The sequence below is a fragment of the Bacillus sp. AK128 genome (assembly GCF_053903075.1).
The window spans coordinates 4,028,274-4,051,712 of record NZ_CP096379.1 but is presented as its reverse complement, the minus strand read 5'-3'; the positions used below and the strand labels follow the sequence as shown (position 1 = coordinate 4,051,712).

General features: G+C 38.0%; 20 protein-coding genes. 16 read left to right on the top strand and 4 right to left on the bottom strand.

What is annotated here, in order from left to right; translation table 11 throughout:
- The first annotated feature begins 13 nt into the window (after positions 1-13).
- On the top strand, positions 14-205 hold the full coding sequence (locus M1D60_RS20320) for a hypothetical protein (protein ID WP_456276636.1): 192 nt from the start codon (positions 14-16) through the stop codon (positions 203-205).
- A gap of 93 nt (positions 206-298) precedes the next feature.
- A complete protein-coding gene (locus M1D60_RS20315) occupies positions 299-1,201 on the top strand; it encodes a glycerophosphodiester phosphodiesterase (protein WP_456279508.1) in 903 nt (300 codons plus the stop codon).
- Positions 1,202-1,318: 117 nt separating this feature from the next.
- Here the strand turns inward: M1D60_RS20315 and M1D60_RS20310 are convergent, their stop codons facing one another.
- Both M1D60_RS20310 and M1D60_RS20305 read right to left on the bottom strand, forming a co-directional pair.
- Positions 1,319-2,476 (bottom strand): ABC transporter permease, encoded by a 1,158-nt coding sequence (locus M1D60_RS20310; protein WP_456276635.1) that lies wholly within the window; start codon positions 2,474-2,476, stop codon positions 1,319-1,321.
- Positions 2,466-3,218 (bottom strand): ATP-binding cassette domain-containing protein, encoded by a 753-nt coding sequence (locus tag M1D60_RS20305; RefSeq protein ID WP_456276634.1) that lies wholly within the window; start codon positions 3,216-3,218, stop codon positions 2,466-2,468. The genes M1D60_RS20310 and M1D60_RS20305 overlap by 11 nt, the downstream gene beginning before the upstream one ends.
- Positions 3,219-3,391: 173 nt before the next feature.
- Between M1D60_RS20305 and M1D60_RS20300 the strand changes: the two genes are divergently transcribed.
- From M1D60_RS20300 to M1D60_RS20290, 3 genes are all read left to right on the top strand, one after another.
- Positions 3,392-4,090, top strand: a complete 699-nt coding sequence (locus M1D60_RS20300; protein WP_456276633.1) for a LytR/AlgR family response regulator transcription factor — start codon at positions 3,392-3,394, stop codon at positions 4,088-4,090.
- Positions 4,091-4,104: 14 nt separating this feature from the next.
- A complete protein-coding gene (locus M1D60_RS20295) occupies positions 4,105-5,079 on the top strand; it encodes a sensor histidine kinase (protein ID WP_456276632.1) in 975 nt (324 codons plus the stop codon).
- A 711-nt stretch (positions 5,080-5,790) separates the two neighbouring features.
- Entirely contained in the window at positions 5,791-6,228 is a 438-nt protein-coding gene (locus M1D60_RS20290; RefSeq protein ID WP_456276631.1) for a DUF6376 family protein, read from the top strand.
- 136 nt (positions 6,229-6,364) lie between these two features.
- On the opposite strand, the gene M1D60_RS20285 is transcribed toward M1D60_RS20290, so the two are convergent.
- Positions 6,365-6,937 carry a methyl-accepting chemotaxis protein gene (locus tag M1D60_RS20285; RefSeq protein ID WP_456279507.1) on the bottom strand — a complete coding sequence of 191 codons (573 nt, stop codon included), beginning with the start codon at positions 6,935-6,937 and terminating at the stop codon, positions 6,365-6,367.
- Positions 6,938-8,121: 1,184 nt separating this feature from the next.
- Here M1D60_RS20285 and M1D60_RS20280 point away from each other — a divergent pair.
- The 4 genes from M1D60_RS20280 to M1D60_RS20265 all read left to right on the top strand — a co-directional run bounded on the left by M1D60_RS20280 (position 8,122) and on the right by M1D60_RS20265 (position 14,375).
- The gene (locus M1D60_RS20280) at positions 8,122-8,622 is read left to right on the top strand and encodes a glycerol-3-phosphate responsive antiterminator (protein ID WP_456279506.1); all 501 of its coding nucleotides are present in this window, start codon (positions 8,122-8,124) and stop codon (positions 8,620-8,622) included.
- Positions 8,623-8,854: 232 nt separating this feature from the next.
- Positions 8,855-10,867, top strand: a complete 2,013-nt coding sequence (locus M1D60_RS20275; protein ID WP_456276630.1) for an alpha/beta hydrolase family protein — start codon at positions 8,855-8,857, stop codon at positions 10,865-10,867.
- Positions 10,868-10,973: 106 nt separating this feature from the next.
- Positions 10,974-12,464, top strand: a complete 1,491-nt coding sequence (glpK, locus tag M1D60_RS20270) for a glycerol kinase GlpK (RefSeq protein ID WP_456276629.1) — start codon at positions 10,974-10,976, stop codon at positions 12,462-12,464.
- Positions 12,465-12,707: 243 nt separating this feature from the next.
- A complete protein-coding gene (locus M1D60_RS20265) occupies positions 12,708-14,375 on the top strand; it encodes a glycerol-3-phosphate dehydrogenase/oxidase (RefSeq protein WP_456276628.1) in 1,668 nt (555 codons plus the stop codon).
- A gap of 396 nt (positions 14,376-14,771) precedes the next feature.
- Here the strand turns inward: M1D60_RS20265 and M1D60_RS20260 are convergent, their stop codons facing one another.
- Positions 14,772-15,221 carry an Lrp/AsnC family transcriptional regulator gene (locus M1D60_RS20260; protein WP_456276627.1) on the bottom strand — a complete coding sequence of 150 codons (450 nt, stop codon included), beginning with the start codon at positions 15,219-15,221 and terminating at the stop codon, positions 14,772-14,774.
- 263 nt (positions 15,222-15,484) lie between these two features.
- On the opposite strand from M1D60_RS20260, the gene M1D60_RS20255 reads away from it, so the two are divergent.
- The 7 genes from M1D60_RS20255 to ggt all read left to right on the top strand — a co-directional run bounded on the left by M1D60_RS20255 (position 15,485) and on the right by ggt (position 23,428).
- Positions 15,485-17,056: an ABC transporter substrate-binding protein gene (locus M1D60_RS20255; protein WP_456279505.1), complete on the top strand. Its 1,572-nt coding sequence runs from the start codon at positions 15,485-15,487 to the stop codon at positions 17,054-17,056.
- Between the two features lie 70 nt (positions 17,057-17,126).
- Positions 17,127-18,083: a nickel ABC transporter permease gene (nikB, locus tag M1D60_RS20250; RefSeq protein ID WP_456276626.1), complete on the top strand. Its 957-nt coding sequence runs from the start codon at positions 17,127-17,129 to the stop codon at positions 18,081-18,083.
- Between the two features lie 60 nt (positions 18,084-18,143).
- Positions 18,144-18,977, top strand: a complete 834-nt coding sequence (locus tag M1D60_RS20245) for an ABC transporter permease (protein ID WP_456279504.1) — start codon at positions 18,144-18,146, stop codon at positions 18,975-18,977.
- A 13-nt stretch (positions 18,978-18,990) separates the two neighbouring features.
- Complete coding sequence (locus M1D60_RS20240; protein WP_456276625.1) at positions 18,991-19,650, top strand: DUF1028 domain-containing protein; 660 nt, start codon at positions 18,991-18,993, stop codon at positions 19,648-19,650.
- A 5-nt stretch (positions 19,651-19,655) separates the two neighbouring features.
- Entirely contained in the window at positions 19,656-20,699 is a 1,044-nt protein-coding gene (locus tag M1D60_RS20235; RefSeq protein ID WP_456276624.1) for an ABC transporter ATP-binding protein, read from the top strand.
- Entirely contained in the window at positions 20,656-21,648 is a 993-nt protein-coding gene (locus M1D60_RS20230; RefSeq protein ID WP_456276623.1) for an ABC transporter ATP-binding protein, read from the top strand. Before M1D60_RS20235 ends, M1D60_RS20230 begins: the two co-directional genes overlap by 44 nt.
- 169 nt (positions 21,649-21,817) lie before the next feature.
- The gene (gene ggt, locus M1D60_RS20225) at positions 21,818-23,428 is read left to right on the top strand and encodes a gamma-glutamyltransferase (RefSeq protein ID WP_456276622.1); all 1,611 of its coding nucleotides are present in this window, start codon (positions 21,818-21,820) and stop codon (positions 23,426-23,428) included.
- Positions 23,429-23,439 lie beyond the last annotated feature (11 nt).

The window sequence follows — 23,439 nt, the reverse complement described above, 5'->3', positions numbered from 1 at the left end:
TGAGAGTAATGGTGTGGACAAGAGTATACATAATAGAAAAAACGGCTATTTTCTTAAGGATTGGGATTTTGGTCGTGATCACGAGAAGGTAAGGTACAACTCTTATACAGAGAAGCGTGAGAAGATGAAGAAAAAAGCACATTGTATTATTGATTTGGTTTTTACATTTTACTTAAAAATGATCCAACCTAAATCTAGTGTTTAGCTCTATTTACCATAATTTACAAAACGACAATTTGAAGTTTACAAATCTTCCATATAATAAAGGTGATCCATTATATGTAAGGGAGAGTTAATGATGAAAAAATTAATCATATACACACTAGGAACAGGGATAACACTACTAATTGTTATATCAACGATTATGGTAACAAAGACACCCGTTTCACAGTCAACGATATCAACTCCTGAGACGGAAATTTTAAATGTCGCTCACCGCGGTGCTTCCGGACATGCTCCTGAGCATACGTTGCTCTCCTATGAAATGGGAGAGGAAATGAATGGACATTATATTGAAATTGACCTCCAGATGACAAAGGACGGTGAGTTAATCGCGATGCATGATGAAAAGGTGGATCGAACGACAGATGGGACTGGGGTGGTAAAAGAGATGACTCTAAAAGAAATAAAGGCACTAGATGCCGGTTCATGGTTTAATGAAACCTATCCTGAATATGCAAAAGAGGAGTATGTGGGAATAGAGGTACCTACATTAAGAGAAGTATTTGACCAATTTGGAACAGATGCAAACTACTACATTGAGACTAAATCTCCACTTGTCTATCCGGGAATGGAAGAAGAATTGCTACAGGTATTAGAAGAGTATAAGCTAACTGGAGAAAATGGCCATTCAAGCCAAGTGATGATTCAGTCATTTTATCCAGAGAGCTTGGCTAAAATTCATAAAATGAACCCAGAGCTTCCATTAATCCAATTGATCTACTATTCTACGCCTGCTCAAATATCGGACGATCAACTACGATCAATTAAAGAATATGCAGCTGGAGTAGGAATGAGCTTCTTACAAATTAATGAGGAGTATGTGAAGAAGGTAAGAGAAAGTGGTTTGTTGATTCACCCTTATACCGTCAATACAACAGAGGATATGAGAAAAGCAGTGGAATGGGGAGTGACCGGACTATTTACGGATTTTCCTGATCGGTTTGATGAAGTATTACAAGAGTATAAAAGTGATAAGTAGTGATCAGATGTTGAAGAATAATCTCTAAAAATGGAAAAATCGAGTATAAAGGCTGTTTATACTCGATTATTTGTGATGACAGTGGACTTATGAGCTTTTATTTAATTTATCTTAGGGTTAATTCATCACCCATTTATCCTTCATAAACATCACCCTACCAATAACAAACACAATAACCATGACGAGTAGGTTGCTGATGAACATAATGGCAATGTGTTCGATGTTAACCACTCCGAATAAAATTTCCTTTAGTATTGTGAATAAATTTAGAATTGGAATGGCAAAGTGTTGAAACGTAAATTCGTTGACTCCCATACTTGCTGTGATCATTCCAGGGAAGGCTGCGAGCATCATAATTGGAGTACTATAGCTCTGAGCTTCCTTCACTGTTTTACCCATAATACTAGTTAACATGAGTAAGGAAGATATAAACATCGCATACACAATTGTAACCAAGATGGCAAGACCGACAATGACTAAGAAATTGTCACCAAAGGAAATGGCTTCTTTTAATGTTTCTGTGAAGAATGTAATTTCTATTGCTACGACAATTAATGTAATAATTCCTGTGATGGCACCAATCGAGAAAATGGTCATCCACTTCGCTAACAGGAGAGTTCCACGATTAACCGGAGTCATTAATAGTGCTTCCATCGTCTTCTTTTCCTTCTCTCCAGAGAATAAATCAGAGGCAGACGGACTTGAACCAATTCCGATCGCGAGAGCCATAAATAACGGAATCATCATCGCAATTAAAGCAAGTGCAGGATTTTCCTCTGTCACTTCTTTACTGTTAATTGTAAAAGGTTGAATAATCTGTTGGTTAACATTTTCAGCTTCTAATCGATCTGCAACTACAGCTTTTTCATAAGTTGTTAAGGCAGCGGATACCATACTCATTAAAATGGATGAGTTTTGGCTGGAAGAGTCACCGACAATAGTTACAGAGGCTTCTTCCTGATTTTCTACTTTTGTTAGGAATCCTTCGTCAAATAGAAGAGCTGCTTTTGCTTCTCCTTGTATAACAGCTTCCTCAGGGTCTGCGTAGGAAACAATTTCTATTTCTTCAATACCTTGCAGAAAAATCAATTCTTCTTGAGTGGCCACTTCACTTACAGCTAATGAATAGGTTTCACCTTCACCATCGGAAGCAAGGTTTTCATAAAATAAAGTCAATCCTGTCATCATGATGATAGGGATGATTACGGTTAGTAATAATGTTCTACTGTCTCTAAAGGCATCTTTCATTTCTTTTAAATAGATTTTAAGAAGCATGGTATTCGTTCCCCCTTACTAATTTGCTCATGAAAATATAGTTTAGATCCTTAGATTTTTCTTCTTGATATAGAGCTTCTAAATCTCCCTGATAGACAAGCTCACCTTTATGCATCATCGCAACCGAATCACAGAGTAGCGTTACTTCTTCCATAATGTGACTGGAGAATATGATCGTTTTCTGGTCTCGCTTTAACTGATGAACTAGCTGGCGAAATACATTGGATGAGGTGATGTCTAAGCCAGTTGTTGGTTCATCGAATAGAATAATATCTGGGTTATGAATTAATGTTCGGGCAATCGCAACCTTTTGACGCATCCCCTTTGAAAAGCCTCCTACCTTACGATTTAAGTAGTCACGCATTCCAAACATCCTTGCAAGTTCGTCAATTCTTACTTTTGTTTCATGTTTGCTTAGCCCATATAGACCTGCAAAATATTCAAGGTTTTCTCGAGCCGTTAAGCGATCGTAAAGGCCCGTTTCGCCTCCAAAAAGAACGCCGATTTTCTTTTTAATTTCGTTTGCATCTTTAATTGTGTCAAAGCCATCCACTGTGATTGAACCTTCTGTTGGTTGTAACAGGGTAGCAATGGATCGAAGTAAGGTTGTTTTTCCAGCTCCGTTTTCTCCCAGCAGTCCAACGACTTGCCCTTGTTGGATAGAAAAGCTCACATGTTTTAAGGCTGTTACATACGTTTTTTTATCTTTAAATGTTTTCGTTACATCTTGAATGTGGATCATGTTTATTCATCCTTTCGTGTGTTTTTCTATCTTGATGATACAAAGAATCCATGGTGAAGTCTCTGAAGATGTCGCGAAAATGCCTTTTTCTGTCGCAAAAGTGACAAATACCATGATAAGAATGGTAAAATAAAGAAGATTTTTACAGAAGTGGTAATGTGAGGAGAAGGAAAATGAAGGTTGGTCTCGTAGACGATCGTATGATTGATTTGGATAAATTAATAGGCATTGTTTCTGCAATACCAGGGGTAGAGATTTTGTTTTCAACTCAGTCAGCAGAAGAGGCATATGAGCAAATTAAACGTGAGGAAATTGATTTACTAGTTGCCGATATTGAAATGCCCAATCTATCAGGCTATGAACTAGCAGACATTATCCATTCTCATGCATTAAATATAGCGGTTATTTTTGTGACGGGAAGCAGCGGGTATGCTGTTCATGCATTTGAGCTAAATGTTCATGATTACATTATGAAACCTTTTCCGAAGGAGCGATTAGTGAAGTCTATAGAGAGGTTGATGGAGAAAACGAAGTCCTCTGAAATGACCGGAAGACTTTATATTAAACAAAAAACAGATATTCACATCATTCAAAAGAAGGATATCGTATTTATTGAACGTTCGGGTCGTTCCACAACGATCTATACGAAATCTGGTCCAATCAAAACCTATCAAACTCTAAATGAGTTAGAAGGGGAGCTGAGAGAACGTGATTTTATTCGTTCACATCGGTCTTTCATTATTAACATTCATTATGTAACGAACTTTTCCCTATATGCGAAAAATTCCTATATGGTGAACTTTGAAGGCATCAAGGAGCAGGCCATGATTACGAAGGAAAAGGTGGACTTTCTACAGGAGTATTACTTTTAAAGGTGGAATCGACGTTGAGTAAGGGACTTTTATATTGGAGTGGGATTGGGTTATTACTTGTTCTACATATGCATGCGATGTTTTCTTCCGTCCAATTATTATTTTTTATTGCTAGTTTGATGGGATTATTACTAAGTTTTTTCCTATATAAAAAGATTATGATCAGTATAGGTTCTCTGAATCATTGGATAAATGGAGTATGGTTTGCTATTCAGTTCCTTCTGGTATTGGTGAGTTTGTATAGTGAGCAGTTTTGGATACAGTTCCTCTTAGTTTTAATTTTTATAGGGATTGAAACCACTAGGATCATTATTGGAAATCAAGTATCCGCCTTAAAGCAGCTAAATAACAATTATGAAGAGGAACGAACACATTTAAATGAAACATTTAGAATTGTAAGAAGTCAGCGACATGATTTCTTGAAGCACGTTTCTGCGATTCAGTTTTTATTAGAAAGAGAGGAGCAAGAGGACGCACGTAAATACTTGGAACAGCTTGTTGGAACCTATGAAGAAACCAATCTAGCAATTAAAGGAGAGCGGGGGATTGTAGCTGGCATTCTACATAAAATGTATAAAAGAGCCACCCAATCCGGCATTTCCATGATATATGACGTGGACTTACCTCTTTCAACTCTTCCAATTTCAGATCAAAAGATGGTAGCCCTTCTTGGAAACCTGCTGTCAAATAGTATCGAGGCTGCTGCAGAATGGCAGGAACAAAGAAACTCACAGGCAACCATAACACTACAATTTTATAAAAGAAGTGGGCTACATCTTTTGATATGCAAAAATAATAGTTTGCCGATTCCGACGAATATACTGGATAAACTATACGGATCATTCGGTCTTACAACCAAAAAGGAAGGACACGAGGGATTAGGGACAAAGCAAATTCTCGATGTTGTCAAAGAAAATCAGGGATATCTAGATTTTCAGTATAAGGATGAAGAGTTTGCAGTGAAGATTAAGATACCGGCTATACGGTAGGGACAGGTCCTTAAATAGATTTCTTCCGTGACTCCTGTTTGACCACCTTCAAACCATAGGCTAGAATAAAGTTATAAGTAAAATCATATGTTTTTACTCAAAGGGGAGTAGCATTATAATAAAGTCGTCAATACGGGTGAAGCCCCGGCTTTATTAGCAATTTTAAATTGTAGCGAGACCTTTGTCAGTACTTAATCTGGCAAAGATTCTTGTTTTCTAAGGTCTTTTACTGGATTTCTAAGTAAAAGGCCTTTTTTATTGGCTTTGTTAAATTTTGTTGTTGATTTTCGTTACAGGACACTCGTTTTCCGCGGGGCGTGCGGTGAGCCTCCTCATTGAAAAGCGGAAGTGCCCTGGGTAGCCCCGACCGGCAAATGTTCCTACATCAAGAAAAGGGTGAACTTTCCCTTTACTTGATGTAGGGTTATTTGACTTGAGGGGCTGGGCACTGTAGCTAGACTCGGCATGAGCCTGCGGGTCTCACCTGACACGCTGCTCCCGCGCTAGCACAGGATGTGCTGACCTCTACGTTTGCCACAGGACGTGGCAGCCTTTAGTAGAGGGACCTTTATATTCGCGTTCTTCCACTACAATCAACTCTGCTGAAAATGAACACTCCACTTTAACAGAGTCATAAATAAAAAAATTATAAGTGTAACTTGTAAGAGCTGTGCTAAATAGGACAGATTAAAAATAAAGGAGATAAAAATCATGCGAAAATTATTAATTGGGGTTTCATTATCTGCAGCCATTTTATTGTCAGGATGTTCTGTGGTAGAAGGAATTAATGACACACTAGAGTATACGAATAACGCAATGGAACATGTGGATACTTGGAGTAATTTTGGTCAGGAAGCACCAGCATTAATTCAAGATGCTGCAACCAATCCAGAGGCTAAGGAAGCGCTAGAAACCGAACTCACTACTCTGTTAACTGAAATCGAAGAGTTTAACCAATCAGAGCCTCCAGCCATTGCACAGGATATTCACCAACAAATTGTTGAGAAAAATGATGCAATAAAAGGCATCATTGAAAACGCGATGGTTAACGGAGAGGTAGTTGTGGAAAAGCTTCAGAATTCTGAATTACTACAGTTTGTTAATGAAATGACAGAACTGAAGAATCTGATTGAGGGATTAGAGGTTTAATTAAGGCACAACAGAAGGACGATTCTTATTCTTCGAGCTAAGTTCATCAATAGCTTTTACCAAATATGATTCAGCTTATTTTACTGCTGAAATTGAAAAAACAGATCACTTTTGGGGGTGATCTGTTTTTTAGAAATTATTTTTTAACTAAAATAGATTCTAACTCTTTTAAATTAGTTAAAATATCTTCATTGCTTTTCAAACTGTTGTCTAGCGTAGCAGTAACTTGCTCAATGGATGCAGTCGATTCTTGGCTAAAAGCAGCTAATTCTCCAGAAGAGTTACTAATGGTTTTACTTGATTGATATACTGACTTCATCAAGTTTTCTAAAGTTGCTGATAGGTTGTCTAACTTCATAATACCATTATTGATTTGTTTGAAAGAGTTGGTGGTTGCTTCAGTGATTTCTGAGCTATCAGCCATTCGTTTAGCAACTTGCACCATCTTATTTCTAGTAAGATCGGATTGGGTCGAAAAAGACTCTAATTGCTCAGAAATTCTTTCAGCCGAATGATTAGACATTTCAGCTAGTTTACGGATCTCGTTAGCAACGACCGCAAATCCTTTACCATGTTCACCTGCTCTAGCAGCCTCAATACTAGCGTTTAAAGACAGTAAATTGGTTTGATTAGAGATTTCTTTAATCGTATTACTGAATTGATGTGTTTCGTTTAAATTTTGAATTAATTGAGTAATCTCATTTGACATTTCATCAATGTCTTTATTAAATTCATCGATAATTTCGGTAAGATTACTAATTTGAATCTGACCTGTTGAAGAAAGTTGCTTTGTTGTTTGTGTTTCCTCTGTTAGATCTTTAACCGAGCTATCCATCTGATCGAGCATGGAATTCATACTTGCCAGTGATTCATTAATATCCTGGGTTGATTCACTTTGTGAATTGGCACCTGATGCAATCTCTTGAAATGCAGCACTCATCTCACGGAAGGCTACGTTAGTTTGCTCACTATTTAAGGTGATACTCTCCGCTTTGTTAGTTACCGTTTCAATCAGTTCCTGTAGAGACTGTTTTTGTTGTTCTTGTTCTTCGAAAAACTCTTCAGCTTTCTTTCTACCGACCTCAATTTGTTGGACCATATATGTAGAAACTCGTAGAAGAGAGAAAGTAACAATGACAATTAATGCATAATAAATACCATAAGTTATGCCTGAACCATCACTAAAGACCTGTGGTTGAAATATAAATTTATACCCAATCATTACTGCACCATATACACTTATAGCAATGGATAGTTTCATATCCATATAAATAAGAGTTAGGATGACAAGATAAAAAATAGTGACAATATTAGTTGCTTCTGGGGAATTAATGATACTGTAAGTAGTAGATAATGCAGAACCAATGATGGCAATAAACTTAATTTGAAAAATCATCTTCCTAGTTAGATGCAAAAATAAGAAGGGTAACCAAATGGCTAACTGTATTCCTAAGATCAAGAGAGAGCTAGCTGTAAAGTTAGCGCTAATAGCCAAGAAGACTAGAACTGTAACAATGGCAAGAGCAGTATTTACTGCACTATTTCTTTTAACCATATCTAGTTCTTTTAAGCTTAATTGTGAATCGAACTGTTTACGATTGAACATGTTTTTGAGTCCTTTCTAGACAATTTGTATTTTAATTGAACATATAAATGATTCCACTTACATTTTACAGCAAAATTCGACAAAGATATACAAAATTTTAAAGCGAATGCTTGCCGCGATAATGATGTTCTATTAATCCTGTCTGTATCAGAGCAGGCGACCTTGCTTTAGAAAAACGATCATCTTTACACGGTTTAGAGTGGTTGCTATCATGGAAATACTATATAAATTGAGACAAATCAGAGGGTGATTGTTTGGCTAGTCGAGTGATACCAGCTATTCGAAGTATGAAGGATTTTGAAAAAGTATTGAAGACAGATCATGAGCAGATCATTTATTTAGAGACACGACTTTCACAGGTTGAGGTAATTGCTAGGTATGCTAAGCAGCATAATAAGAAGGTGTTGATGCATGCGGATCTGATTCAAGGGTTAAAACCGGATGAATATGGTCTTGAGTATTTAATTCATAATGTGAAGGTAGACGGGTTGGTTTCAACAAGAATGAACGTGATTGAATTTGCTAAAAGACATAAGGTAATCAGTATTCAACGGCTGTTTGCATTGGATAGTCATGCGCTTGAACGGAATTTGAAAATGAGTAAAAAGATTCAACCGGATTACATCGAGGTACTACCAGGTATCATTCCGAGTGTCTTAAAAGAAATTCATGAGGAAACCCAAATTCCCGTTATTGCAGGAGGATTGATCCGAACAAAAGAGGATGTTCAACATGCATTGGATAATGGTGCATTTGCGGTGACTACTTCCAATAGGGCACTTTGGTAAGAAAATAAACTCATACAAATTTCGACACAAAATATACAAATTTGGTTTGACAACGTTTACAATTTACTCTATACTACAACTAAGTTAATAATATGTGAAGAGACTACGGAGACACATTTATATTCTTTGAATTAAAGATTCAAGGATGTATTAAATGTGTCTTCTTTTGTGTTCTCTGAACTGCTATTTTTCTTTTTCCTAACACATTATAAAAAGATAAAGGGAGGATATTATGAAGAAAAAACCGTTGATCTTATTAGTGATTTCCTTAGTGCTAGTTTTAGTTGGAAGCTTAGTAGCTTCAAACTTTAATAGCTCTAGTGGAGATGTAGATGTATCACGTATTTATTTTGAAACACCAAGTGGGGAACTATCTGGTCTATTATACAAGCCAGATGGTGCGGATGATGAAGCAAGACCGACCATCATCGCTACACATGGTTACCTGAACTCAGGTGAAATGCAGGATGCTCAGGCGATTGAAATGTCAAAAAGAGGCTATGTCGTATTAGCACTTGATATGTATGACCATGGACATTCAACTGGAACGATGGAAAAACCAACACCGTTTTTCTCATTCTGGCCAACTGCCATGTACGACGCGGTTCAATATATGTATGAACAGGACTTTGTTCTAAAGGATGAGCAAGGGAATGGGATTATTGCTGTAACGGGTCACTCAATGGGAGGATTCTCTTCAACTCATGCAGTCATTCTGGATGAAAGAGGTTTCCAAGAGACGGGTGTTAGAAAAATATTCGCTGATTTAACAGTAGGTTCAGACTATCGTTGGTTATACCTTCTTCAATTAACGGCTGAAGATATTAACAATGCATACGGTCCAAGAACTTCAGGTAAAATTGCTGGAAATTATGATGAATTCTTCTTCGATGCAGAGGCGCAGGCAACTGGGGCAACTGTTATTAAGAAAAACTATGTAGGAACTCCAGAGGGTGCAGGATTCTTAGGAAATATAGAAGCGCCTGAAGCAGGAACGTTTTATGATGTAAATGGTGGACAACGAATTGTGTACCAACCAAATGAAACACATCCTTGGAATCACTTCTCAGCGACATCAACTGCATTTGCGATCGACTTTTATGATACGGCGTTCGCAGATTATAGCAATCTAGTAACAATCGGTGAAGATGGTCAAACATGGGTGTACAAAGAGTGGTTCTCATTTGTCGCTCTAATCGGATTCTTTATGCTATTTATTCCGGTCGTTACACTGTTATCTAAATTACCGTTCTTAAACAGTATTTATACGCCAAAACCAACTCCACTTCCAGAGTCAAAAACGGATGGTGGAAGACTTGTAGGCTTAATCATTGCAGTATTTAGTGGATTATTCCCAGCTATATTCTTCCCTGCGTTATACAGTGGAAATGTTGCAGGAATGACGATATTCAGACAAGGTATTATGATCTTTATTGCTTTATCAGCACTTGTTCTGATTTATTCACTTGTAAAAGGCTTAGGAAGCCATATTAAAAAAGGTTCTTTCATCGTACTTGTATTAAGTGTGATTCAGTATATTGTGTTAAGAAATCAAGCTAAAATCACAGCAACAACTGAGTATTTTGGTGGACCAACTGTCAATCCAATTATGTTCTGGGCAGTTAACGTTGCGATTCTAACGCTAATTATTATGGTTACCTTACATTATGCTTGGAGAAAATCTGACGGTGCAACGCTTGCAAATTATGGACTTAAGGCTAGTCCTAAGTCAGTGATAGCTTCTCTAGTAACAGCAGTGATTGCTCTAGTAATTGGTTACGGAGTACTATACTTTGTTGATGCAGTATTCAAGGTAGACTTCCGTCTATGGACTTTTGCAGTCAAGACGTTTGAAGATCAGCATGTGATTGCATTATTGAAATATGCACCATTATTCTTTATCTACTACTTCATCGTAGGTCTGTCGGTTAATATTAATACGGCTACTGCGAAGTATGATGGATATAGAGGTTATCTGATTTCGATTGCACACTTCATAGGCGGTCTAGTGCTATACCTTGGTTACCACTATGGATTACTTTTCATGACAGGAACATCAGGATATCCTGCAGAAGCATTGTCTTCTATCATTGTAATTGGTCTTGTACCGGCACTATTAGTAGCTGCGATCTTTAATCGTTATTTCTTTAGAAAGACAGGAAATGTCTATGTGGCAGCATTCCTGAACACATTGTTAATGACATTAATTACAATAGCGAACACAGCGCTTTATACAATTTTATAAACGTAATATAATAGAATTATGGATAAAAAGAGCAAGGGCTTAGGTCCTTAGCTCTTTTTTATAACGTAATGGTACAGAAAAAATAAATACCAGGGGAGGAATAAGGATGGGCAAGTATATATTATCTCTTGATCAAGGGACGACAAGCTCTAGAGCGATTCTTTTCAATAAAAACGGGGAAATCGTACAAACAGCACAGAGAGAGTTCGAACAATTCTTTGCAAATCCAGGGTGGGTCGAACATGATGCCAATGAGATATGGACGTCAATTCTTGCGTGTATTGCTGATGTGTTACGTAAGGCAGATGCGGAAGCTACGGACATTGCAGCGATTGGGATAACAAACCAACGAGAAACAGCGGTTGTATGGGATAAAAACACGGGGAAACCTGTTTATAAAGCAATTGTCTGGCAATCGCGTCAATCAGAGCAGATTTGCCGAGAGCTAAGAGAAAAGGGCTATAATGAACTGTTTACTGAAAAAACAGGACTACTGATCGACCCGTATTTCTCTGGTACAAAAGTAAAATGGATCCTAGACAATGTAGAGGGAGCTAGAGAAAAAGCAGAAAACGGTGATTTATTATTCGGAACGATTGATTCGTGGTTAGTCTATAAACTCTCAGGTGGGAAGGCACATGTGACTGATTATTCAAATGCTTCTCGTACATTACTATTCAATATTTATGAACTGAAGTGGGACGATGAGCTACTTGATATTTTAACGATTCCAAAGAGTATGTTACCAGAAGTACGCCAATCCTCAGAGGTCTATGCACATACGGTGGACTACCATTTCTTTGGTCAAAATATTCCGATCGCTGGTATTGCCGGTGATCAACAAGCAGCATTGTTTGGTCAGGCTTGCTTTGAAAAAGGAATGGCGAAAAACACTTATGGAACGGGCTGCTTTATGCTCATGAATACTGGGGAAGAAGGTGTCAAGTCAAAGCACGGCCTTCTTACTACTTTGGCATGGGGTGTAGATGGAAAAGTTGAATATGCACTCGAAGGAAGTATTTTCGTAGCAGGCTCAGCTATTCAATGGCTACGGGACGGGTTACAAATGATTGATGACGCACCAGAAAGCGAAGTCTTTGCAACGAATGTGGATTCAACAGATGGTGTTTATCTGGTTCCAGCATTTGTTGGGCTAGGAACACCATATTGGGACAGTGATGCACGTGGTGCAATGTTTGGCCTAACACGTGGAACGACAAAGGATCACTTCATTCGTGCTACCCTCGAGTCATTAGCTTACCAAACTCGTGATGTATTAGAAGCGATGTCTCAGGATTCAGGAATCGAATTAAAATCACTTCGTGTTGATGGTGGAGCTGTAAAGAACAACTTTTTAATGCAGTTCCAAAGTGATATTTTAGGGGTTCCGGTTGATCGTCCAGTCATCAATGAAACGACCGCACTAGGGGCTGCTTTCTTAGCCGGTTTAGCCGTTGGTTTCTGGTCTGGGAAAGAAGAAATCCAAAAACAATGGAACATCGATCAAACCTTTACAAACCAACTAGAGGATGAAAAACGTGAAGACCTCTATTCAGGATGGAAAAAGGCAGTGGCTGCAACACGAGCATTTAAGTAAGCACTTTTCTAAAACTTAGTTTCTCCCTAACGAATTAGGGTAAAATCCTTTAAAAAACCGTCAAACTATGATATAGTAAAAACAAGTTAATATATTGGATGGAGATTTCGAGAGACCATAATCACTCTTTTTTCGGGTAAACTGAAAACAGAGCTGTATTGTGGTCTCTTTTTTTATCCTCTCAGAAATTTTTACGATCTTACTCAAATCAAACAATATAGATTTTTGAAAGGACCGATGATCATGAAATTTACAAATCTTAAGAGATCAGAAATAAAAGATTCGATTCAAAATGAAGCATTGGACCTCCTTGTTATTGGTGGAGGAATTACAGGTGCGGGGATTGCGTTAGACGCGATTACAAGAGGATTAAAAGTAGCGGTAGTTGAAATGCAGGATTTCGCTGCAGGTACGTCAAGTCGATCAACTAAGCTTGTACATGGTGGATTACGTTATCTAAAGCAATTTGAAGTGGGTGTCGTAGCAGAAGTAGGAAAGGAACGCGCGATTGTGTATGAAAATGGACCCCATGTGACAACGCCAGAATGGATGATGCTTCCATTCTATAAGGGTGGTACGTTCGGGCCGTTTTCAACCAATATCGGTTTACAGGTATACGACTTTCTTGCTGGAGTTAAAAAGAGTGAGAGAAGAAAGATGTTTAAGCCTGACGTGGCAATGAAGCGTGAGCCATTATTAAAACGTGACGGACTAAAGGGAGCTGGTTATTATGTGGAATATAAAACCGATGACGCTCGCCTAACCCTCGAGGTGATGAAAAAGGCTGTTGAAAAAGGTGCATATGCACTAAATTATATGAAGGTAACAGATTTAGTGTATGAAAATGGCAAGGTAGTCGGCTTAAAGATAGAAGATCTAACAGATGGATCTACACAAGAAGTGAAAGCAAAAAAAATCGTCAATGCTGCCGGCCCATGGGTGGATACATTAAGAGAAATCGATCATTCTAAAAAAGGGAAAACCCTGCAATTGACGAAAGGAATTCACCTAGTCTTTGATGGAAAAAGATTTCCACTAAAGCAAGCTGTTTATTATGATACATCTGATAAACGGATGATCTTTGCGATTCCAAGAGAAGGTAAAACCTATGTAGGGACGACAGATACCGTCTACAAGGGTGACATAGCTCATCCTAAAATGACAGTGGCTGATCGTGACTATATCCTAAATTCAATTAACTTCATGTTCCCTAACGTCCAGATTACCGAAGCAGATGTCGAGTCAAGCTGGGCTGGACTAAGACCATTAATTCATGAAGAAGGAAAATCACCATCTGAAATCTCCCGTAAGGATGAAATATTCGTTTCAGATTCAGGGTTTATCTCCATTGCTGGTGGTAAATTAACGGGCTACCGTAAAATGGCCGAAAGTGTTGTCGATATTGTCGCCAAGCAGCTTCAAGAAGAAGAAGGAAAACAATACCCAAGTTCAAATACGAAGCATTTACCAATGTCTGGTGGAGATGTAGGTGGTTCAAAAGGTTTTACAACGTACCTAGAGAATCAAACGAAAAAAGGTGTGGAACTTGGCTTAACAGCAGAGGTAGCAAATCAACTTGTTTACCGTTACGGTTCAAATGTAGAAACAGTCTTCAATATATTCAGTACTGAAAAAGAAAAGGCTGCAGCGGAAAACCTAGATCCAGTGGTTTATGCCACATTAAGATATGCGATTGACTATGAGCTTGCCTATAAGCCAGTAGACTTCTTCATTAGAAGAACAGGTGCACTATTCTTCGCAATTGACTGGGTTCGTCAGCACATGAATTCCGTTATTACGTATATGAAAAAAGAATTCAACTGGTCAGATGAGCAGGAGAAGGCTTATAAAGAAGAGCTAGAGCAGTTGGTGTATGAAGCGACTCATCCGATTGAAGGGGAAGAGTTTTAATATAATAAGACAATTCAATAACAATTCTGAATTTCTAAAAAGGAGTCTTGTCGTTCGAGTATGAAGGAATGGCAAGACTGCATTACATCCCTTATAGCAAATCAAGAAGAATCCTTCAAAAAGAAAGAATTAGTAGGGTTTTCTTATGTGAAGAAAATCTATAAGATAATGATAGATTAGAACTACTATTTCGGAGACATTGACATTAAGAGAACGGTTACCTGGAACTTACTTCAAAAAGGTCTATGTTAGAATTTTTATTCTGTTTTTTTTATAAAAATTTCAGGCAATCTAATAATATCGTTTGATGATTCTGTTAAACATTAAAAATATTTAATGAACAAAAAGCCTTACTCTTTTACCGGGTAAGGCTTTTTCATGTTTAGAATTCATCTATTATAATTTCAATCCAGTTCTACTCTTAAAACGTCTCAACAAAATGTGGCTCTCAACCCTAGTAATACCCTGTAGACTATACAATTCCTCATTAATGAAATACTCTAGTTTTGAAAAATCTTCAACTAATACGTGCATATGTAAAGTGCTTGGTCCAGTCATTTGATAACAACTCGCAACTGCAGGATTATCAACTAAGGTTTGAGCTACTTGTACTAGTGAAGATGGCTCGCAATCTACCTCGAAGAAAGCTGAGACACCCTTCCCAACTTTTTCTGAATTGATCACGACTGAAAATTTTTCTATAATCCCTTTTTCCATTAATTGATTAACACGTTCCCGGATTGATACTCGAGAGAGGTTTAATTCCTTCCCTATATCTACATATGACATCCTAGCATTCTCAGTTAGTAGATGAAGAATTTTTCGATCAATCTCATCTAGTTTCATATTAGCACCACACTTATTTACATTTACAGCTATATTATCCTAATAATTGTTAGTAATCAATCACTTTTCTTTTGAGTTATCTAATAATATAGAATTTTAAATATTTTTAAAATACATATAGATTTTTGAAAATTCATATTATATAATGTACAAAAGTTACAAAAAGGAATCAAATCAATTGAAACGCTTTCACATGGAAGTTTATTTTAGGTATTTAGTTACTTAATGATTTGTTCCGAGAGAGAATAGGGGGAAAGTAAGTGATGAAGGGTAACAAGATTTGGTACGTAGTAATGATGTTATGTTTAATTCTGCTAGCAGCATGTAGTGGTGGGGGAGCTGATACTTCGAATTCAACCGCTGAAGAGAATGTAGATAATTCTTCTTCTGAACAAGAAACTAGTGGAGATAATAAAACTTTAGTAGTAGGGTTAGACGATGATCCGCCACAACTAGATCCTCATTTCTCAACAGCGGCAGTGGATCGTCAGGTATATCATAGTTTATATGATAAATTAATTGATATTGATGCTAGTTTAAATTTCGTCCCAATGCTTGCTGAAAAATGGGAAATATCTAATGAAGGAAAAACATACACTTTCTTCTTGCAACAAGGTGTAACGTTCCATGATGGTACTCCTTTTAATGCTGAAGCAGTAAAGTTTAACTTTGAGAGAATGATGAATCCAGAGGCTGGTTCGCCACGTGCTTCAGAACTTTCAGCAGTGGAATCAATAGAGGTAGTTGACGAGCTTACGGTTAAAGTTCAACTATCAACTCCATTTAGTCCTTTCCTTGCAGCTTTATCAGATCGTGCTGGAATGATGGTTTCACCAACAGCAGTTCAGGAAAAGGGAGAAGATTTTGCTAATTCTCCAGTAGGAACAGGCCCTTTTAAGTTTTTGTCAAGAGTTAAGCAAGATAAGATTGAACTTGAGAAGAACTCTGAATATTGGGGTGGAGAGCCGAGTTTTGATAAAATTGTATATCGTCCATATAGTGATGAAAACGTACGTTTAACGAACTTACTTTCGGGTGATGTTTCCATTATCAACAAGGTTCCACCAAAAGACATTGAGAGTCTAAAAACAAATACTGATGTAACTCTTTCAGAAGCTAGTGCACTTGGATTCCAAGGTTTGTACTTAAATAATAAGACTGGTCCTTTTAGCAACAAAGCCTTACGCCAAGCATTAGATTTAGTAATAGATCGTGATGCAATTATTAAAGTAGCACTTCGTGACACTGCTATTGCTGCAGCAGGAGCTATTCCTCCTGGAACATGGGCTTATAGTGATTCTATTAAACCAACCGAACGAAATGTTGAAAAGGCAAAAGAAATTATGGCTGAAGCAGGTTATCCTGATGGCTTTGAGTTCACTCTGAAGCTAAGTCCTAAGCCAGTAGAGGAACAAATCTCTCAAATGATTCAATCAATGGCAGCAGAAGCTGGAATTACAGTTAATCTCGAAATTGTTGAGTTTGGAGCAATGCTAGATGATATGGATAATTTCCAATTTGATGCGATTCGTCTAGGATGGAGTGGAAGAACAGATCCAGATGGAAATATATTTGCTTTATTCCATACAACTGGTTCAATCAACTACGGATATTCTAATCCAGAAATGGATGCATTATTAGAGCAAGCTCGTGTAGAGACCGATCAAGCAGCACGTAAAGAAATATATAAGCAAGCAGAGGAGCTTGGTAAAGAAGAAGTACCGTTTATTTTCATCTACCATGAGTTAGATTACAAAGCTTATAAAAACAATTTAGAAGGTTTCCGTCATATTCCAGATCAAATGATGCGCTTCCATGACGTTACTTTAAAATAGTTTCCACAACATCGGCTTGGAACCAATTCCAAGCCGATGTGTTTAATCATTTAAAAGGAGGGACGTAAAGATGATTAAGTTTTTAGTAAGAAGATTAGGTCTAATGATTGTTATTTTATTTATCGTTAGTATTATTGTGTTTTCGTTAGTCCACCTTACACCAGGAGATCCTGCAAGAATGATATTAGGTCAAGAAGCAACAGAAGAAGCACTACATGCTCTTCGAGAAAAAATGGGTCTGAATGATCCTCTTCATGTACAGTATTTAAGCTGGGTGACCAATGTCCTTCAAGGTGATTTTGGTAATTCACTAAAGGATAACACGCCTGTTCTAACAGTGTTATTACAAAAATTACCTGTTACGTTTCAACTAACAGTAATGTCATTCCTAATTGCTTTGATTATCGCAATTCCTGCTGGTATTATTTCTGCTACAAGGAAAGGGACTTTTTGGGACTACTTTGGAACAACTTTTGCGTTATCTGGGGTATCAATACCTCCATTCTTCCTAGGTATTCTATTAATCTTTATTTTTTCTATCTCCTTGGGATGGTTACCTCCATCAGGGTATGTAGAGCCTTGGGTAGATTTCAAAAAAAGTATGCTATTAATGATTTTACCGGCATTCGCAGTTGGAGTACGTTTGAGTGCAGAGATAACGAGGATGCTCCGTTCAAGTATGTTGGAAGTTTTACAAGCTGATTTCATTAGAACTGCTTATGCGAAAGGTGTGCTAGAGAAAGGTGTGGTAATTGGCCATGCTTTAAAGAATGCATTAATACCTGTTGTAACAGTAAGTGGATTACAACTAGCAACCTTTTTAGGAGGGGCGGTTATTACGGAAACCATCTTTGCAGTTCCTGGGCTTGGCCGATTAGTAATCGACGCCATTTTAACAAGAGATTTCCCAGTTGTACAAGGTGCCGTATTATTTATGGCAATCGCTGTTGTTGTCGTAAACTTCTTAATTGATATTTTATATTCCGTTCTTGATCCTAGAATTAAGTTAACAGGGGGGCAGTCATAAATGGAAGTTGTTCGTTCTAATCAAGTAATGCCTACTGTTGTAGAAAATCCGAAGAAAAAAATGATGAAGCAGATGTTTTCTCGCTTTTTTCAAAATAAACTTGCCGTAATAGGTGGGTTATTCACACTTTCACTAATTTTTATGGCACTTTTTGCACCACTTATATCACCCTTCGATCCTACGGAACAGGATTATGCCAAGTTTCTTCAAGCTCCAAATGAAGAACATAAGCTAGGTACAGATGAGCTAGGACGAGACATACTTAGTCGAATTATATATGGAGCAAGAGTTTCTATGCAAGCTGGTATTATATCTGTAGGAATCGCTTTAATAATTGGAATTCCGGTAGGACTTTTTTCTGGATATTACCGCGGCGTACTAGATGAGTATGTAGTTATGCGTTTTACCGATGCACTGTTATCTTTTCCACCTCTAGTATTAGCATTATCACTTGCTGCTGTATTAGGAGCTGGTCTACAAAATGCAATGATTGCGATAGGGATTATTTTTACACCGAATTTTATCCGGTTAATGAGAGCTGAAGTGTTAAGTCAACGTGAAAGAGAGTACGTAACTGCTGCAAAAGCATCAGGTATAAGTGACCTTAAAATAATGTTTGTACATGTATTCCCTAACTGTTTACCACCAATATTGGTTCAGGCAACTCTATCAATTGCGGCAGCCATTATCGCAGAAGCTTCTTTGAGTTACTTAGGATTGGGGACGCAACCTCCAACACCTAGTTGGGGAGCTATGTTATCAATGGGGCAAGGTTACTTAGGGGACGCACCTTGGATTTCACTTTTCCCAGGACTATTTATATTTCTAACCGTGCTTTCCATAAATTTATTTGGTGATGGACTCCGTGACGCATTAGATCCAAAACTAAAATAAGGGAGAGATAACATTGGTAGAATTCAATACTTTTTCTATTACGGCTAGATGTAAAAAAACAGGAATGCTTGGAGTTGCCGTATCAACTGCAAGACCGGCTGTTGGTTCATTAGCACCGTATGTTAAAGCAGGTGTTGGTGCCATTTCCACCCAGGCACTAGTCAACCCTTTTTATGGAATTGATGGTCTGAAATACTTATCCCAAGGAATAGACGTGGATCAAGTAATAGTTCAATTATTACAGGATGATCAAGAACGAGAGAGAAGGCAAGTAGCTATTGTTGATCATACTGGAGGTGCAAATGCCTTCACAGGTTCGGAGACAGTTCCTTGGCAAGGGCATCTAATAGGATCACAATTTGTGGTCGCAGGTAATATGTTAACTGGGCCAGAGACGCTAGAAGCTATGTTTAAAAGATTTGAAGAATTAGATAATGAAAGCTTCCCAGATAGAATGTTAGCAACACTAAAAAGTGGTCAAGAAGCAGGCGGAGATAAAAGAGGAAAACAGTCCTCTGCTCTGTATATAGTTGATGATCAAGAATATCCATTTATTGATCTTCGAGTAGATGAACATCATGACCCTGTTAATGAGCTGATTCGAATTTATGGGGTATGTCAACGAGATTTGTTTCCATATACGATTAATCTAGTGAAACGAAAGGAGGGATAGGTCAGATGACAAAATCTTTACTAGAGGTAAACGATTTAAAGGTAAGCTTTGCTTCAAAGAAAAAAAAGACAAATATTGTTGCTGGTTTATCCTTTTCTGTAGAGAAGGGACAAACACTCTGTATTGTTGGTGAGTCTGGTTGTGGGAAAAGTATGACCTCCCTGTCAGTGATGGGGTTACTTCCGAAAACAGGTGAAATTGAAGGTGAAATCCTTCTAAAAGGAGAAAATCTTGCTGGGAAATCAATGAAACAAATGAGTAAAATTCGTGGGAACCAAATTTCAATGATTTTCCAAGAGCCTATGACTTCGTTAAATCCAGTTCAGACGGTTGGAAAGCAGATTGCAGAAACCATAATCATTCACCAAAAGCTTAGCAAAGTAGAAGCTCGTCAAAAAGCAATTGAAATGTTAAGACTTGTTGGTATTCCTTCTCCAGAAAAGAGAATAGATGCCTATCCCCATGAACTTAGCGGGGGAATGAGGCAGCGTGTTATGATTGCAATTGCTTTAAGTTGTAATCCAGAATTACTAATCGCAGATGAGCCAACGACTGCACTCGATGTAACCATTCAGGCGCAAATACTTGAATTAATGAAGAACCTACAGCAGGAATTAGAAATGGGAATCATTATGATTACCCATGACCTTGCAGTCGTATCAGAAATGGCAGACAAGGTATTAGTCATGTATGCAGGAAAAGCTGTTGAATATGGTACTAGAAGAGCTATATTCAAAAATCCATTACACCCATACACCGATGGATTGATGAAGTGTATTCCTAGTATGGATGATGAAAATGAGATAAAAGAATTATATGTCATTAAAGGGTCTGTTCCCTCACCTGATGCAATGCCAGTAGGATGCAGATTTGCGGATCGATGCCCATTTGCTCAAGGGTTATGTGTAGAGAGTAATCCTCCTCTTGTAGCAGTAGATCAAGACCATTCAGTTAGCTGTTGGAAATATACGGACAAATGGATTAAGGAAAAGGAGGGTGAATTATATGAGTCTTCCATTAGTGAAATCGCCTCAACAAAATCTTCTTGAGGTCGAGGACTTAACAAAATACTTTCCAGTTGCTAGTCAGAGTCTGTTTTCAAAAGAGAAGCAAGTTGTAAAAGCTTTGGATGGTATCTCTTTTATATTAAAAAAGGGTGAAACTTTAGGAATTGTAGGAGAATCGGGCTGTGGTAAATCAACCATGGGGAGAGCGATTCTTCGTCTGCATGAACCTAGTTCTGGCTCCATTGTTTTTGAGGGCTCAGATATTACCCATATTTCTAAAAAAAGTATGCGTGAAAAACGTAAAGATCTTCAAATTATTTTCCAGGACCCTTATGCATCATTAAATCCTAGAATGACAGTAGGGGCAATGCTATCTGAAATTGTGCATGCACATCAAATAGTTCCCAAAAATAAAGCTTATGATTATGTCTGTAATCTATTAGTTGAAGTAGGCTTGGCAGCAGAGCACTATTACCGTTTTCCACATGAATTTTCTGGTGGACAAAGGCAACGTGTTGGAATTGCGAGGGCATTAAGTGTAAACCCGAAACTAATTGTTTGTGATGAAGCAGTTTCGGCTTTAGATGTATCTGTTCAATCCCAGATTTTAAATCTGTTACAGCGCCTAAAGCAAGAGCATCAGTTAACTTACTTGTTCATCTCTCACGATTTAAGCGTTGTTAAGCATGTGAGTGATCGAGTAGCGGTTATGTACTTGGGTAAGATTGTAGAGCTTGCTGATAAAAAAAGCTTATATGATGGCCCGATGCATCCATATACACAAGCCTTACTATCAGCGATTCCTTCCACTGACGAAGAAAAGAAACGAGAACGAATCATCTTAAAAGGGGATGTACCTAGTCCTTTAAATGTTCCTTCAGGATGCCGCTTTCATACAAGATGCCCTATTGCGACAGATAAGTGTCGTCAGGAAGAGCCAGTATTTTCAGAGATGAAGAAAAATCATTTTGTAGCATGTCATTATGCATAAAAGGAGGGTCCTTATCACTGGTAAGGACCTTTCCCTTCGAACGAGTTTCTGATAAAACAACTTGTTTGATAATTTAATAGTTTTGCTTTCGTTTATTGATGAGAAGATCCATAAGTAGTTTATAGTTGATTTTTACAAATGTTACTTTTTAATGAAAAGGGGAATTTACATGAACGTTGATTATTTAAATTATCCATATCCTTCTCAGCGGGTAACAACTTTTGCCCAAAACGGAATGGTTGCAACTTCTCAACCACTAGCTGCGCAAGCCGGATTAGATATATTGAAAAATGGCGGTAATGCGATAGATGCAGCGATTGCAACAGCTGCATGCTTAACTGTTGTTGAGCCTACGTCAAACGGGATTGGGGGAGACGCATTCGCATTAGTTTGGACAAAGGGAGAACTTCACGGACTTAACGCGAGCGGACCTGCACCAAAGTCTATATCAATTGATGCATTGAAAGCACAAGGACACGAGAAAGTGCCAACTTTTGGTTTATTACCGGTAACAGTACCTGGAGCACCTTCAGCATGGGCCGAATTGTCGCGTAAATTTGGAAAACTACCATTAACTGAAGTTTTACAACCGGCTATTGATTATGCAGAAAAGGGGTTTGTGGTATCTCCTACTCTAGGGAAGAATTGGAACCGTGCTTTTAAGAGGTTTAAAGAAATATTTAAAGGTGATGAGTATAAGGGGTGGTTTGACACGTTTGCTCCAGATGATCAGGCACCTGAAATTGGAGAAGTGTGGAGTTCAAAGGGGCATGCAGATACATTACGTTCTATTGCAGAAACAAATGCAGAGAGCTTTTACCGTGGTGAATTAGCTAAGAAAATTGACCAATTTTCAAAGGAACACGGAGGATATATTACTGCTGAAGATCTAGCGGAATATAAGCCAGAATGGGTTAAACCAATTAACGTTAACTACCGTGGATATGATGTGTGGGAAATTCCTCCTAATGGACAGGGAATAGTAGCCTTAATGGCTCTTAATATATTAAAAGGTTTTAATTTTAGCGAAAAGGAAGCTGTTGATACGTACCATAAGCAAATTGAAGCTATGAAATTAGCATTTGCTGATGGAAAGAAGTATGTAACTGATCCCCAAAAGATGTCCTATTCTGCCGAACAACTTTTATCAGAAGAGTTTGCGGCTGAGAGACGTAGTCTAATAAATGAAACTGCCATATTGCCAGAACCGGGTACTCCTCCGAGTGGTGGTACGGTTTATTTAGCTGCAGCTGATGGAGAAGGAAATATGGTATCTTTCATACAAAGCAATTATATGGGATTTGGTTCTGGGATTGTTGTTCCAGGTACAGGAATTGCTCTTCAGAATCGTGGTCATGACTTCTCTTTAGATCCGACTCATGAAAATGCGTTAGAGCCAGGTAAGAAGACTTATCATACGATAATCCCTGGTTTCTTAACTAAGGGCCATGAAGCAGTCGGTCCTTTTGGAGTAATGGGGGGATATATGCAGCCACAAGGTCATGCTCAAGTCATCATGAATACAATTGATTTCCATTTAAATCCGCAGGCAGCATTGGATGCACCACGGTGGCAGTGGGTAGAAGGAAAGAAGGTGTTGGTTGAACCTACATTTCCTAACCATATCGCGCAGGAATTAGCTCGTAAAGGGCATGAAATTCAGATTGCTCTTGATGGTGGAGGATTTGGCCGAGGGCAGATTATATGGAGAAATCCAAAGACAGGTGTTCTTGTTGGTGGAACTGAATCAAGAACAGACGGCTCAATTGCAGCATGGTAAAGAAAATTCAT